Genomic DNA, 13256 nt, shown 5'->3' with positions numbered 1-13256 from the left:
AATAATGCCGTTGGCGGGCAATGCCCTGTGGGACTGCCTGTCCCCCGGCCAAGGGAAAATCTCAGCCCTTCACCAAAAGGCCCCTCTTACAGGCAGAAGCCGCGATATCAGCAAGTGCTGGGGGCGGTGTCCCTCATCAAACCCGCTATACCTGCCGCGTATCCTTCCAAAGCCGGGTCTGGGATTCGTTTTCGATATCCCATTCCTCTTGGGAGAATTGTTTGTCTCCCGTTTCCAGCAGGATCCAGCTCATGAAGTCGGCCACCCGCTCCGGTGGCTGGAGCTGACCTTCGGCCTTCAGGCGTCGGAACCGTTCCACACCCGGGAAACGTTGCGCGTCGGTCTCGCGGATCTGTGTCTGCATGGGGGTATCCACGACGCCCGGGCGAACGCTGCCCACGTGGATGCCCTGACTGACCCACTCCTCACGCAGGCATTGATACAGCATGTAGAGGGCCGCTTTTGAAACGCAGTAACCGCCCCAACCAGGCAGACTGCGGTGGGCGGCACCCGACGAGACCTGCAGGATTCGCCCATTCTTGGACAGGTATTGCAGCAGCGCTTGGGTGAGAAATAGCGGGCCTTCCACATTCACTGCCTGCTGGTAACGCCAATCGTCCAGGCTGACCTCATTCAAGGGGCCCACGGGATCCAGTACGGCGGCGTTATGAACCACCGCGTGAATGGTGCCTTGCGCGGCGGCTGCCAGGGCAACTGCGTCACGACCCGCCGGTGTGGCGACATCGGCCACGACCACTTCGATGGCCTCCGGTGCCTTGGCACGCGTTTCTTCCAGGGCCTCTGCCCGACGACCCACGGCGATCACTCGCCCCCCGCGACTCACCAGATCCCAGGTCAGGGCTCTGCCCATCCCGCTGCCCGCTCCGGTGATGACCGTCCAACCCTTTTTTCGTCCTGGCATGGCTGCCCCCTGTCGCAACTTGGATGCGGGAATGTCTGTAAATGCCCATAATACACTCCCCATTGATCCACGATCCAAGCCCCCGGAGACCAAAGGGAACCATGGATAAGACCTCGCTCGACCAGGCTGCACTCGATTACCACATCTACCCTACCCCCGGAAAGATCTCCGTGGTGCCCACCAAGGGGCTGACCAACCAACGGGATCTGGCCCTGGCCTACTCCCCCGGTGTGGCAGCGGCTTCCCGGGCCATTGCCGCTGATCCCAGCGAGGCCGGCAGACTGACCGCTCGGGCGAACCTGGTGGGCGTGGTCACCAATGGCACCGCAGTACTGGGTCTGGGGGCTGTGGGGCCCTTGGCTGCCAAGCCGGTCATGGAAGGCAAGGCGGTACTTTTCAAGAAATTTGCCAATATCGACGTGTTCGATATCGAGTTGAATGAGAACAACCCGGACAAGCTGGTGGACATCATTGCGGCCATGGAGCCCACCTTTGGGGGAATCAATCTGGAAGACATCAAGGCGCCGGAGTGTTTTTATATCGAAAGCCGTCTACGCGAGCGCATGAATATTCCGGTCTTCCACGACGATCAGCATGGCACCGCTATTGTTGTGGCAGCAGCGGTGATCAATGCCATGCAACTCTCGGGCAAGGATTTGAGCAACGTTAAACTGGTGACGTCCGGCGCCGGTGCCGCCGCCCTCGCCTGCCTGGATCTACTGGTCACCCTGGGGTTGCCTCTGAGCAACATCTGGGTCACTGACATTCATGGTGTGCTCTACAAGGGCCGCCCTGAAGAGATGGATACCATCAAGCAGCGTTATGCCCAGGCCACTGATGCCCGCGGCCTGGGTGAGGTGATGGAGGGTGCCGATATCTTTCTGGGGCTCTCCGCCGGAGGCGTCCTCAAAAAGGACATGGTGGCGCGGATGGCGCCCAACCCATTGATCATGGCCCTGGCCAACCCGGATCCCGAAATTCTTCCCGAGGAGGTTCTGGAGGTGCGCCAGGATGCCATGATGGCCACGGGCCGTTCTGATTATCCCAACCAGGTAAACAATGTCCTGTGTTTCCCCTTCATCTTCCGGGGGGCTCTGGATGTGGGGGCCCGCACCATCACGGATGAGATGAAGGTGGCGGCGGTCAAGGCCCTGGCGGAACTGGCTCGCGCCGAACCTTCCGAGGTGGTGGCCAAGGCTTACGGGGATGAAGGCCTGCGCTTCGGGCCCTCTTATCTGATCCCCAAACCCTTTGATCCCCGACTGATCGTCAAGATCGCCCCCATGGTGGCCAAAGCGGCCATGGATTCGGGGGTGGCCACGGCCCCCATCGAGGAGTTGTGGACCTATCGGGATCACCTGAATAATTTTGTTTATCAGTCCGGTTTTGTCATGAAGCCGGTGTTTGCAGCCGCCAAGGCCGCGCCGCGCCGGGTGATCTACCCGGAGGGCGAGGACGAGCGGGTGCTGCGGGCTGTGCAGACAGTGCTCGAGGAAGGACTGGCGCTGCCGGTGGTCATCGGTCGTCCCGAGGTGATTCAATCACGCATCGAGCGGATTGGCCTGCATTTGACGCCCGGGAAGGATTTCGAACTGATCAACCCCGATTCCGATCCCCGCTTCCGGGACTTCTGGTCGGATTATCACGGCATCATGGGGCGCCGTGGCGTGACACCCGATGTGGCCAAGCACCGCATCCGCAGCAACAACACCCTGATCGGCAGCATGCTGGTGCGCCACGGCGCGGCGGATGCCATGATCTGTGGTCTGGTGGGTCAGCATGCCTATCATCTCAAGCATGTCAGCGATGTCATTGGTCTGGCCCCGGAGGTGCGAAACTTCGCCACCATGAACCTGCTGATGCTGCCTCGTCGCACCCTGTTCATCTGTGATACCTATGTCAACGAGAATCCGGATGCCCAGACCCTGGCAGAGATTACCCTGATGGCTGCCGAAGAGGTGCGCAATTTCGGCCTGACCCCCAAGGTGGCTCTGGTTTCTCATTCCAATTTTGGCAGCGTGGAATCGGAAACCGCTCGCAAGATGAGCCGGGCCCGGGACATCCTGGAGCGCATGGACCCAAACCTGGAGGTGGACGGCGAGATGCATGCCGATGCTGCCCTCAAGGAGGAAATCCGCAGTCGCCTGTTCCAGCATTGTCGCCTCAAGGGCGAGGCCAACCTGCTGGTGATGCCCAATATGGATGCTGCCAACATTGCCTTCAATCTGCTCAAGGCCTCCAGTGGCGAGGGCGTCAGTGTGGGCCCGATCTTGCTCGGGGCTGCCCGTCCGGTGCATATCCTCACCGAAACGGCCTCGGTGCGCCGGCTGGTGAACATGACGGCCCTGGCGGTGGTGGATGCCAATCAGTACGAGAAGCGCGAGGGTGAGCGGCGCTACGACATCTCCCCCCAGAGACCAAGTTAGGATCACCGGGAGCCGAGGGCATTCGGAGGTGGTGCGTGCTTCAAAACCCTACGAGGGGACGTCCTGGGTCTGCTGCGACCGTTCAGCGGCATCCTTGATGTCCTGCACCATCCTGCGTCGACTGTTTTCCGGGAAAGGATATTCCATGTAACGGGCAGCGGCGCGGGCCACCTCCTGGCCGTGGAAACGTAGCACCAGTTGCAGGGCCATATCGATGCCCGCGGAGATGCCCGCCGAGGTGATCACCGAGCCGGCATCCACCACGAATTCATCCTCCACCACCATGACATCCGGGAAATATTCTCGCATCCATTCCAGTGAGCGCCAGTGAGTGGTGGCGCGAAGCCCTTCCAGCAGACCCGCCTGCCCCAGCAGCATGGATCCGGTGCATACGCCGGCCAGCAGGGACAACCCATCGGATTGCTCCCGTAACCACTCCATGAGACGAATGTTGCTGATTTCCCGGCGGGCTCCCCGCCCGCCAGGGACCACCAGGATATTCAGGTCCGGGCAATCGTCGAAATCATGATGGGGAACCACCATCATGCCCCCGGCCGTGGTGATCACCTGCTTGTGCTCCGCGATAAGGCGAATATCGAAGGGTGAGTCGGTTTCGGCCCGCCGGGCCTCGTCCAGGCGCGTGGTGGAGAACACCTCGAAAGGACCCGCAAAGTCCAGAACCTCTACCTGGTCATAGACCAGGATGCCGACAAGTGTGCTGGGTGTGCCTTTGTCGTTCATCAGCAGTTTCCTTGACTCTGCCCGTACCAGGATGGATCGAGGCCCGAGCATGACCGAAAAAATTTCGTTGAATCTACTACATTCAGGCAGGTTTTGGCTTCCATTCGATGCCCTGCCCACTTAATTCTAAGGTAAATCATGGGACTGCGGGTGTTGAGGGGGGCTCGAGTGAAAGCGTCGCCTCTGTTTCCCAGCGACTTGCCTTGTTGCGCTGCACAAAAATATGCGCTATGCTGCAACGCAACAAGGTCAGGAATTCACCTCACCTTAAACAAAGAACGACAGGAGATTTGCCATGTATAACGATATCTTTGTCAGTGCCCAAGAGCAGTTTGACAAGCTGGCGGCTCCGGCACGCAAGTTCAACAACGTCACCCTGGACCATATGGCCAAGTTGGTGGACTACCAGATCAGCATGTTCCGCAGCTATTCCGAAGTCGCCATCGAACAGATGCGCGCCATGCAGACCGTCAGCGACTCACAGAGTCTTCAGGCCTATGTGAACGCCCAGGGCGAAGCCGCCAAGTCTCTGAGCGAGAAGGTCGCCAAGGACACCACCGAGCTGGTTGAACTGCAGCGCGGTTATGCCGAAGAAGTGCAGAAGCTGGGTGAAGAGAGCGTTGCCACGGTCTCCAATCTGGATGTGACCAAGAAGGGCACCGCCAGCCGCAAGAGCGCCTGAGCCTCTGAAGGCTGACTGATCCGACGCCTGCCAGGCGTTGGCAGCAAAAAAAACGCCCCCACTCGGGCTTTCCGGGTGGGGGCTTTTTTTTTGCGTCATGACCGCTGGCTAACGTGCCGGCATCGGACTGCCACTGCTGCGATGCATCTGGAAAAACACGCCTTCCCAGAGAGTGATCAGCGTGTCCTCATCCTTGATGAAAAGAATGCTGCCCCGCTCCAGCGGGTTGTCGTGGCAGGTGATGTCGATGCGGGTGATATTGTCATCCAACAAACCCACCTGACCTGGTTCCATCCCGAAATCTTCCGTAAACCTCTCGACATCAAGTGATTGATGCTCGTAGCCGGGCTTCAGGCACTGCATGTCGTGGAAACGGGCGATGTGACGTGTGTAGACACCGCGGGCACCCAGCATGCGCTCAGCCTCTTCCGGGGACATTTCGGCGGTCTCCGGTGCGGAGAAGTTGTCCACGTCCCATACGCCATGGTGGCGGGTATCCCCATCGTGACGATCACAGGCCCCCAGGATCAGCAGCAGCCCCACCAATCCCAGGGATTTAAAACGTGGAAATAGTTTTTTTTCAGTAACCTGCACGCCCTTTTTTCTCCATTTTGTGAAGCCATTTCTGTCTTGCTGCATCGTTCATCCCCCAGTTCATTGACGGCAACCCCCGGACGGAAAGCCTGCTCAAGAAACCCCTTGAGTAATGCGGGCATGGTACCCATCCAGATCGGATAAATGAACACCAAGTGTTCGGCATTGGCGAGGACTGTCTGGGCCCGGGCAATGTCGTTGGGAACCGGGCTACCATGAAACTCTGCCCGACTGCGCAGCAAGGGGAACTCCAATTGTGCCACGTTGATGACCTCTACCGCATGTTCTGATGCTGCGGCGCCCTGAAGGTAGGCGTCGGCCAGCTGGTGGCAAAAATTCCCGCCCGCCGGGTCCGGATGCCCCTGGATCAACGTGATGTGTTTCACCTGAAGCAAGCCCCTGGTTGTCGTGTTGCTGAAGATTAGCAGACACGAGGTGTTCCACGTGGCACTCTTGCGATGGGCGGGCAATGGCAGCGCTAAGTCGATGAAAAATGGCCCTCAGGAGCGGTATCCTAGCTTTTGGTTGAGCGTTGGCCCCCAAGTCCCTTATCCTCCGTAAATTTGTTCTCAATCAATTTCTGGGTTTACGCCATAAGTTGCTTGTTTTCATGAAGGGATAAGTTTTCTTTTACGACTGACACGTTGATGAGTCGCACCGATGCCAGGGAACATTTGTCCCAGGCCGAGCGTCTCAAGCAACAACTGTCAGGGCGTCTTGGGGGGAAATGGGGGTGCTGCTTGCCGTCCTATCCGGATTCGTGATTGCTGCGGTTGCACCGTGGGTGCATCGAGGGCTGGGTCGCCACGGGGGCTGGGTGTTGGCCGCCTTGCCTGCGGCGTTGTTTATCTACTTCGCCTCTTTTCTCCCCGGCCTGGGAGAGGCCGAAGGCGGACGGTTCATCCTGGAATACGACTGGATTCCCAGTCTTGGCATCCAGCTTTCCTTTCTCGTCGACGGCCTCAGCCTGCTCTTTGCCCTACTGATTTCGGGGATCGGTTTCTTCGTCGTGGCCTACGCCGGGCGTTATCTGGAAGGCCATCGGGACCTGGGGCGCTTTTATGTCCTGATCCTTGCCTTCATGGCCTCCATGCTGGGGCTGGTGCTGTCCAGCAACCTGATCTCCCTGTTCGTGTTCTGGGAGCTCACCAGCATCACGTCCTATCTGCTCATCGGCTACAACCATGAGGACGCCAAGGCGCGCAAGTCGGCCCTGCAGGGTCTGTTCGTCACTGTGGCCGGCGGGCTGGCCCTACTCACCGGCCTGATCATGATGGCCCTGGTGGGGGGCAGCTATGAGCTGCACGAGCTCCTCACCTCCGGTGACATCTTCCGTGAGCACGACTGGTATATGGGCATCCTGCTGTTGGTGCTGCTGGGGTGCTTCACCAAGTCGGCTCAGTATCCCTTCCATTTCTGGCTACCCAATGCCATGGCGGCGCCGACGCCGGTCTCCGCCTACCTGCACTCCGCCACCATGGTCAAGGCCGGGGTGTATCTCATGGCCCGTCTGAACCCGTCCCTGGGCGGTACCGAGGCCTGGATGCTGCTGCTGGGACTGTTTGGAGCCGTCACCATGTTCGTCGGGGTATTCCTGTCGCTACGCTCCACCGGCATCAAGCAGCTCCTGGCCTACTCCACGGTCATGGCCCTGGGTACTCTCACCATGCTCATCGGTGTCGGTAGCGAGACCGCCATGCTGGCGGCGATGGCCTTCCTGCTGGCTCACTCTCTCTACAAGGGGGCGCTGTTCCTGGTGGCGGGCATCCTGGATCATGAGGCGGGCTGCAAAGACATCCTCCAGACCGGGGGGTTGCGCCGGGCGCTGCCGGTGACCACGGCCTTTGCCGGTCTGGCCGCCCTGTCCCTGGCGGGTGTGCTGCCTGCGTTGGGCTTCGTGGCCAAGGAATTGCTGTTCGAAGCGGTGCTGGAGGCACCGGCACTGGCCGGATTGCTCAGTATCCTGGCTGTGGTATCCGCCATGATGGTGGTGGCCGTGGCGGCCATCATCGGCATTCGGCCCTGGTATGGCCCCCGGGCCGATACGCCCAAAAGGCCGGCCCATGAGGCGCCGCCGGCCCTCTTGGCAGGGCCGGTGGTCCTGGCCTCCCTGGGACTCCTGTTCGGGTTGGGTGCCGGGTGGGTGGACCAGGGTCTGATCTCCTGGGCCGCGGCGGCAGTCTATGGCGCGCCGGTATCGCCCTATCTGTCGCTCTGGCACGGCTTCAACCTGCCTCTGCTGCTGAGTGGGGTGAGTCTGGCGCTGGGCCTGCTGCTGTATCTCAACTGGGAACGCTTCCGCCGGTTCACCGGGTTCATGGAGGTGGCCAATCGCTACGGACCGGAGGCTGCTTACGAGAAGTCCATGTCCGGCATGGTGTGGCTATCCGGGTGGCAGACCCGGGTGCTGCAGAACGGGTATCTGCGCTATTACCTGCTCACCATCCTGGTCTCCACCGTGGGCCTGGTCATGGTGACCCTGTTCACCCGTACCGATGTGAACATCGACCTGGATCTATCCGGCATCCTGGTGCACGAGGCCTTCATCGTCGCGGTACTGCTGATGGCGGCTCTGGTGTCGGTGACCACCCGCTCGCGCCTGGGTGCCGTGGCGTCTCTAGGCGCGGTGGGTTTCTGTGTCGCCCTGATCTACGTGCTGTTCAGCGCCGCCGACGTGGGGATTACCCAGGTGCTGGTGGAGACCCTGACCGTCATCATGCTGGTTCTGGTGCTGTTCCGCCTGCCCGGCTTCCTGGGGCTGACGCCAATGGCTTTGCGTATCCGGGATGCCCTCATCGCCCTGGCCGTGGGGACCATGATGGCCGTGCTCAAGCTGGCCGCCAGCACTACTCAATATGCCGACAGCATTTCCGACTATTTCATCCAGGAAAGCCAGCCATCCGGCTATGGTCGCAATATCGTCAACGTCATCCTGGTGGATTTCCGTGCCCTGGATACCCTGGGTGAGATCGTGGTGCTGGCCCTGGCTGCTGTCGGGGTCTACGCCATGATCAAGTTCCGTGCGGAGGACCGGAAATGAACTCACAGTTTGCCCTGCAGTCACTGATCCTGCGCACGGCGGCCCATTTTCTGCTGCCGCTGCTCCTGATCTTCTCCGTGTTTCTGCTCCTGCGCGGCCATAACGAGCCGGGCGGTGGGTTCATTGCCGGCTTGGTGGCGGCCTCCGCCGTGGCCCTGTACATGTTCGCTGTGGATGTCCGCAGTGCTAAGCGGGTATTGCGCTTTGAACCTCGAGATCTGATGGGCTGGGGCCTGCTGGTCGGGGTGATCTCCGGGGTGCCGGCCGTGTTTGTGGGTCAACCCTTCTTTACCTCCCAGTGGCTGGAATTGAAGCTGCCACTGCTAGGGGAGCTCAAGGTAGGCACTCCATTGCTGTTCGATGTCGGGGTGTACCTGGTGGTGATCGGCGCGGTCCTGCTGATCCTGCTGTCTCTGGCTGAAGCCGAGGGGAAGACTGATCACCACCACGGTGGTGGCTGACACTGAATACCCCTTCCAGGGACCTCACGCACTCAAAGCGAATTACATGTTCTTGAAACGTCGTACCCAAAAGACGCGTCCGGAGCCCTTGAGCCCGCGGTCCGCACTCAGGAGTGCGGCTGCGGGTGGGTGCTTCGCGGGAGATCGCCCATGGAAACATTGATGGCATTCACCGTGGGTGGCCTGTTCTCCGCCGCCATCTACATGATGCTGCGCCGCTCCATCGTCAAGCTGGTGATCGGTCTGGTGCTGCTATCCAATGCAGCCAACCTGTTGCTGTTCACCCAGGCTGGCTTGTTGCGCGGCGCCCCTCCTCTGGTGCCCAAAGGGGCCACGCAGCCAACGGGCGTGGTGGCAGACCCTCTGGCCCAGGCCCTGATTCTGACCGCCATCGTGATCGGTTTCGGGGTTCTGGCCTTTGCGGTGGTGCTGATTCACCGTGCCTACGAAGTGGTGAAGGCTGACGATATGGACCAGATGAAGGATACCGACACATGAGGCTAGAGGTGGCACTGCCTGTCATCATTCCCCTGTTCTTCGGCGCCCTGACGCTGACCCTGTGGCGTTGGCGGATGGCGCAGCGGGTGGCTACCGCAACCGGAACCGGACTCATGCTGTTGTCCGCACTGTGGTTACTGGCAGCCACCTGGCAGGATGGCATCCTGGTGATGCATATGGGGGATTGGCAGGCCCCCTTCGGTATCGTGATGGTATCGGATCTGCTCAGCGCCATCATGGTGGTCCTGGCGGGCATCAGTGGCTTTGCCACGGCAGTCTATTCCCTCACCTCCATGAGCAAGCGCCATGAGGCTTTCGGCTACTATCCGCTTCTGCACCTGCTGCTGGCGGGAGTGAACGGGGCCTTCCTCACCGGCGACATCTTCAACCTCTACGTGTGGTTCGAGGTGATGCTGGTGGCCTCCTTCGCCCTGCTGATCCTCGGAGGGGAACGGGCGCAGATGGAAGGCGCCATCAAGTACGTGACTTTGAACCTGGTCTCCTCCGCCATGCTCCTGTCCGCCATCGGTCTGCTCTATGGCCTGACCGGCACCCTGAACATGGCGGATATCGCTGAAAAACTCACTTACGCGGAAGATCCAGGCATCATTACCGTCATTGCCATGCTGTTCCTGGTGTCCTTCGGCATCAAGGCGGGGGCCTTTCCCTTCTTCTTCTGGCTGCCGGCCTCGTATCATACCCCGCAGGTGGCCGTCTCGGCCCTGTTTGCAGCCCTGCTGACCAAGGTGGGGGTCTATGCCCTGTTTCGGGTGTTCACCCTTATTTTCACTCAAGATGTGGCCTACACCCATGGCATCCTGCTGTGGGTGGCCGGTGCGACCATGCTCACCGGGGTGCTGGGGGCAGCGGCCCAGTACGAATTTCGGCGCATCCTGTCGTTCCACATCATCAGCCAGATCGGTTACATGATCATGGGGCTGGCGTTATTCACCCCCCTGGCCCTTGTTGGCGGGGTCTTCTACATCATGCATCACATCATCGTGAAGGCAAATCTCTTCCTGGTCAGTGGTCTGGTGTATCGACTCAAGGGCACCTACGAGCTCAAGGAACTGGGCGGCATGTACCGCTCCCATCCCATGCTGGCCCTCCTGTTCCTGGTGCCAGCGCTCTCACTGGCCGGGATGCCGCCCTTGTCGGGCTTCTTTGCCAAGTTCATCCTCATCCGTGCTGGCGTGGAAGCCGAGGCCTGGTGGATCGTGGGCGTGGCTCTGGTAGTGGGTTTGCTGACCCTGTACTCCATGATGAAGATCTGGGCCGAGGTGTTCTGGAAGGCCCAGCCGGAGGAGCATGCCAATCGCTCGGCCCATGGCAGTGCGGGTTCTGGCGTGCTCTATCTGACCATCGGCGGGATGGCGGCACTGACGGTGTTCATCGGTCTGGGGGCGGAGCCCATCTACCGGATGGCGGATGCAGCAGCCCACCAACTGCTGAATCCAAGTCTGTACATTGATGCAGTCCTGGGGGAACGGCAATGATCGGTCCGCTGGCCTCGAACATTCTGTTGGCCCTGGTCTGGATGGGGCTGACCGGCAGCTTCACGGGCACCAACCTGTTCATTGGTCTGGTGCTGGGTTATCTGATTCTGGGCTCAGCCCTGCGGGATCAGCCCGGTTTTGCCACCTATGCCAGCAAGATTCCCAAGGCAATTCGTTTCATCGGTTTTTTCATCAAGGAACTGATCCGCTCCAATCTCAAGGTGGCTTATGACGTGCTCACGCCGACGTATTACATGAAGCCGGGTGTGATCGCATTTCCGCTGGAGGCAAGGACGGATGGGGAAATCACCGTGGTCGCCAATCTGATTTCCCTGACCCCGGGCACCCTGAGCCTGGATGTATCCAGTGACCGTAAAGTGCTGTATATCCATGTGATGTATCTGGAGGACGAAGAATCGGTCATTGAGAGTATTCGCTACATGGAATATCGAGCCCTGGAGGTGCTGCGATGAGCTGCCCAGGGCCTGGCAAGCATTCAAGTATCCGCAGTGAGGACCATCATGCTGGAGTTCTCCATTTTTATTGCCTATACGGTGCTGGGAGTTTCCCTGGTACTGATCTTCTTTCGCCTGGTGCTGGGTCCCAGTCTGCCGGACCGGGTGGTGGCCCTGGAGATGCTGGCCACCCTGACAGTAGGCTTTATTGCGGTCTACACCCTGTCCAGCGGGGTCACAGCCTTCCTGGATGTGGCCATGGTGTTGGCCCTGACGGCGTTTCTGGCTGCCGTGGGGTTTGCCCGTCTGATTGCCAAGGGGGGTAGCCAGGATGGTGACTGAACTGCTCATGGAGATCCTGATCAGCTTCTTCCTGCTGGCTGGAGTCGGTTTCATTTTCGTGGCGGCGCTGGGATTGCTGCGCATGCCGGATCTGCCCATCCGACTGCATGCCACCACCAAGGCCGGCGCCCTGGGCGGTGGACTTTTAATGATCGCCGTGGGGCTGGAATCCTTCGGTGATGTGGCGGTGGCGGCCAAGGCGGCGGCCATCATCGTGTTTCTGGTGCTCACCGGCCCGGTGGCGGCCCATCTGATCGGGCGTGCCGGTTATTTTGTTGGTGTTCCCATGTGGTCAGGTACCATCAAGGATGAGCTCAAGGGACGGTACGACCACAAGACCCACACCCTGATGTCTCCACCGGGACTGAGCAGAACCCGGGATGAGCAAAGCGATTGAATCCTTTTCTGCCCCGGCAGTATTTAACGTAGGGGGCCTTGCTCGGACTACGGGCATTTCACATTAAAGCCATGATTCACTGGTCCGGCCCCCTCCCCCAGTCGCCGGGCCGAGCGCAGGGCCTCGAACAGGTACTTCCGCGCCTGCACCACGGCCTCGCGGACCGTGAGTTCGTGGGCCAGGCCAGCGGCCACGGCACTGGCCAGGGTGCAGCCCGTGCCATTGTTGCACCGGGTGTCCAGGCGGATGCTCGTGAAGACCTCCACACCATCGGCCGAGGCCAGGCAATCGCTGATCATCTCACCCTGCTGGTGTCCACCCTTGAGCAGTACATGCTCAGGCCCCAGTGCCCGCAATGCCATGGCCGCTTCCCGCATGGCCTCCAGTCCGCGAATCGGTTGCCCCAGTAACACCTCTGCCTCGGGCAGATTGGGGGTGAGGATCTTCGCCCGGGGCAGCAGCACGGATCGCAGATGGCTGACGGCATCATCACTGATCAACTGATCACCGCTCTTGGCTACCATGACCGGGTCCACGACCATATCCAGGCCTGGAGCCCGGGCCTTCAGCTCGGCCACTACGGCATCAATGACTGCCCGGTCCTGCAGCATTCCGGTCTTGACGCAGTCCGCGCCGATGTCCTCAAGCACCACTCGCATCTGCTCACGGACAAAGTCGACAGGAACGGGATGCACGCCCTGCACCCCCAGGGTGTTCTGGGCTGTCAAGGCGGTGATTGCGGTGCTGGCATGTCCGCCCAGCGCCATGATGGTCTTGAGGTCCGCCTGAATACCCGCCCCGCCCCCCGAGTCAGAGCCAGCCACAACCAGTACCCGTGCGTTGCCAAAACGATCCAAAGCGGTGCTCCTCAATGATCCCTGGGCTCGGAATGGGATCCAAACCGCGAATGGTGACCCCTACGATGACCCTGCCGAGGCCGACAGTATAGATTGTACCTGAGCGTTCTGGGAGGCAGCTTACATCTCCATCCTGATATTGATGTTTACACCTTAGGACACCCATTTTGTTATTGACTCAAGTGCACCGCCCCACTAAGATCGTTCCATGACCCAACCCCGCGCCTCCCAGATCTGCCTTGATGACACACCCTGGTATCACGTGGTGTCCCGCTGCGTGCGGCGGGCGTTCCTTTGTGGCCAGGATTCAGTCACCGGCAACGACTATGAGCATCGGCGCGGCTG

The 13256-nt window shown here is 60.2% G+C and carries 14 protein-coding genes and 1 pseudogene; 10 read left to right on the top strand and 5 right to left on the bottom strand.

The genetic code is table 11. From position 1 onward, the window contains the following. Positions 1–145: 145 nt before the first annotated feature. Complete coding sequence (locus BMY52_RS13695; protein WP_090255353.1) at positions 146–922, bottom strand: SDR family oxidoreductase; 777 nt, start codon at positions 920–922, stop codon at positions 146–148. A 101-nt stretch (positions 923–1023) separates the two neighbouring features. Here BMY52_RS13695 and BMY52_RS13690 point away from each other — a divergent pair, with 101 nt between their 5' ends. Next, on the top strand, positions 1024–3348 hold the full coding sequence (locus BMY52_RS13690) for an NADP-dependent malic enzyme (RefSeq protein WP_090255351.1): 2325 nt from the start codon (positions 1024–1026) through the stop codon (positions 3346–3348). 48 nt (positions 3349–3396) lie between these two features. On the opposite strand, the gene BMY52_RS13685 is transcribed toward BMY52_RS13690, so the two are convergent. Further along, positions 3397–4089, bottom strand: a complete 693-nt coding sequence (locus tag BMY52_RS13685) for a DJ-1/PfpI family protein (protein WP_090255349.1) — start codon at positions 4087–4089, stop codon at positions 3397–3399. 295 nt (positions 4090–4384) lie between these two features. On the opposite strand from BMY52_RS13685, the gene BMY52_RS13680 reads away from it, so the two are divergent. After that, positions 4385–4771: a phasin family protein gene (locus tag BMY52_RS13680; RefSeq protein WP_090255347.1), complete on the top strand. Its 387-nt coding sequence runs from the start codon at positions 4385–4387 to the stop codon at positions 4769–4771. Positions 4772–4879: 108 nt separating this feature from the next. Here the strand turns inward: BMY52_RS13680 and BMY52_RS13675 are convergent, their stop codons facing one another. Both BMY52_RS13675 and BMY52_RS13670 read right to left on the bottom strand, forming a co-directional pair. Beyond that, on the bottom strand, positions 4880–5365 hold the full coding sequence (locus BMY52_RS13675; protein WP_143050492.1) for a hypothetical protein: 486 nt from the start codon (positions 5363–5365) through the stop codon (positions 4880–4882). Continuing rightward, the gene (locus BMY52_RS13670) at positions 5299–5751 is read right to left on the bottom strand and encodes an NAD(P)H-dependent oxidoreductase (protein WP_090255446.1); all 453 of its coding nucleotides are present in this window, start codon (positions 5749–5751) and stop codon (positions 5299–5301) included. Before BMY52_RS13670 ends, BMY52_RS13675 begins: the two co-directional genes overlap by 67 nt. A 347-nt stretch (positions 5752–6098) precedes the next feature. On the opposite strand from BMY52_RS13670, the gene BMY52_RS13665 reads away from it, so the two are divergent. From BMY52_RS13665 to mnhG, 7 genes are all read left to right on the top strand, one after another. Next, positions 6099–8405, top strand: a complete 2307-nt coding sequence (locus BMY52_RS13665) for a putative monovalent cation/H+ antiporter subunit A (RefSeq protein ID WP_090255444.1) — start codon at positions 6099–6101, stop codon at positions 8403–8405. Then, positions 8402–8866 carry a Na+/H+ antiporter subunit B gene (locus BMY52_RS13660; protein WP_090255343.1) on the top strand — a complete coding sequence of 155 codons (465 nt, stop codon included), beginning with the start codon at positions 8402–8404 and terminating at the stop codon, positions 8864–8866. The genes BMY52_RS13665 and BMY52_RS13660 overlap by 4 nt, the downstream gene beginning before the upstream one ends. Positions 8867–9016: 150 nt before the next feature. Then, the gene (locus BMY52_RS13655) at positions 9017–9364 is read left to right on the top strand and encodes a Na+/H+ antiporter subunit C (protein WP_090255341.1); all 348 of its coding nucleotides are present in this window, start codon (positions 9017–9019) and stop codon (positions 9362–9364) included. Further along, positions 9361–10860: a Na+/H+ antiporter subunit D gene (locus BMY52_RS13650; RefSeq protein ID WP_090255339.1), complete on the top strand. Its 1500-nt coding sequence runs from the start codon at positions 9361–9363 to the stop codon at positions 10858–10860. The genes BMY52_RS13655 and BMY52_RS13650 overlap by 4 nt, the downstream gene beginning before the upstream one ends. Continuing rightward, positions 10857–11333 carry a Na+/H+ antiporter subunit E gene (locus BMY52_RS13645; RefSeq protein WP_090255337.1) on the top strand — a complete coding sequence of 159 codons (477 nt, stop codon included), beginning with the start codon at positions 10857–10859 and terminating at the stop codon, positions 11331–11333. Before BMY52_RS13650 ends, BMY52_RS13645 begins: the two co-directional genes overlap by 4 nt. A 48-nt stretch (positions 11334–11381) precedes the next feature. Beyond that, on the top strand, positions 11382–11657 hold the full coding sequence (locus BMY52_RS13640) for a cation:proton antiporter (RefSeq protein ID WP_090255335.1): 276 nt from the start codon (positions 11382–11384) through the stop codon (positions 11655–11657). After that, the gene (mnhG, locus tag BMY52_RS13635) at positions 11647–12054 is read left to right on the top strand and encodes a monovalent cation/H(+) antiporter subunit G (protein ID WP_090255333.1); all 408 of its coding nucleotides are present in this window, start codon (positions 11647–11649) and stop codon (positions 12052–12054) included. Before BMY52_RS13640 ends, mnhG begins: the two co-directional genes overlap by 11 nt. 47 nt (positions 12055–12101) lie before the next feature. On the opposite strand, the gene thiD is transcribed toward mnhG, so the two are convergent. Next, positions 12102–12911 carry a bifunctional hydroxymethylpyrimidine kinase/phosphomethylpyrimidine kinase gene (thiD, locus tag BMY52_RS13630; protein WP_090255331.1) on the bottom strand — a complete coding sequence of 270 codons (810 nt, stop codon included), beginning with the start codon at positions 12909–12911 and terminating at the stop codon, positions 12102–12104. A 208-nt stretch (positions 12912–13119) separates the two neighbouring features. On the opposite strand from thiD, the pseudogene BMY52_RS15770 reads away from it, so the two are divergent. Continuing rightward, positions 13120–13256, top strand: a pseudogene (locus BMY52_RS15770) (transposase); the annotation flags it as partial.

The organism is Ectothiorhodospira marina, from assembly GCF_900109495.1.
Lineage (GTDB): Bacteria > Pseudomonadota > Gammaproteobacteria > Ectothiorhodospirales > Ectothiorhodospiraceae > Ectothiorhodospira > Ectothiorhodospira marina.
The sequence above is the reverse complement of the archived record's forward strand: the minus strand, read 5'-3'. Positions and strand labels throughout refer to the sequence as shown.

Bases quoted from the DNA above. Each gene is read 5' to 3' on its own strand.
- BMY52_RS13660 (WP_090255343.1), top strand. From the start codon at position 8,402: ATGAACTCACAGTTTGCCCTGCAGTCACTGATCCTGCGCACGGCGGCC.
- BMY52_RS13640 (WP_090255335.1), top strand. From the start codon at position 11,382: ATGCTGGAGTTCTCCATTTTTATTGCCTATACGGTGCTGGGAGTTTCC.
- BMY52_RS13680 (WP_090255347.1), top strand. From the start codon at position 4,385: ATGTATAACGATATCTTTGTCAGTGCCCAAGAGCAGTTTGACAAGCTG.
- BMY52_RS13650 (WP_090255339.1), top strand. From the start codon at position 9,361: ATGAGGCTAGAGGTGGCACTGCCTGTCATCATTCCCCTGTTCTTCGGC.
- mnhG (WP_090255333.1), top strand. From the start codon at position 11,647: ATGGTGACTGAACTGCTCATGGAGATCCTGATCAGCTTCTTCCTGCTG.
- BMY52_RS13695 (WP_090255353.1), bottom strand. From the start codon at position 922: ATGCCAGGACGAAAAAAGGGTTGGACGGTCATCACCGGAGCGGGCAGC.
- BMY52_RS13685 (WP_090255349.1), bottom strand. From the start codon at position 4,089: ATGAACGACAAAGGCACACCCAGCACACTTGTCGGCATCCTGGTCTAT.
- BMY52_RS13655 (WP_090255341.1), top strand. From the start codon at position 9,017: ATGGAAACATTGATGGCATTCACCGTGGGTGGCCTGTTCTCCGCCGCC.
- BMY52_RS13690 (WP_090255351.1), top strand. From the start codon at position 1,024: ATGGATAAGACCTCGCTCGACCAGGCTGCACTCGATTACCACATCTAC.
- BMY52_RS13645 (WP_090255337.1), top strand. From the start codon at position 10,857: ATGATCGGTCCGCTGGCCTCGAACATTCTGTTGGCCCTGGTCTGGATG.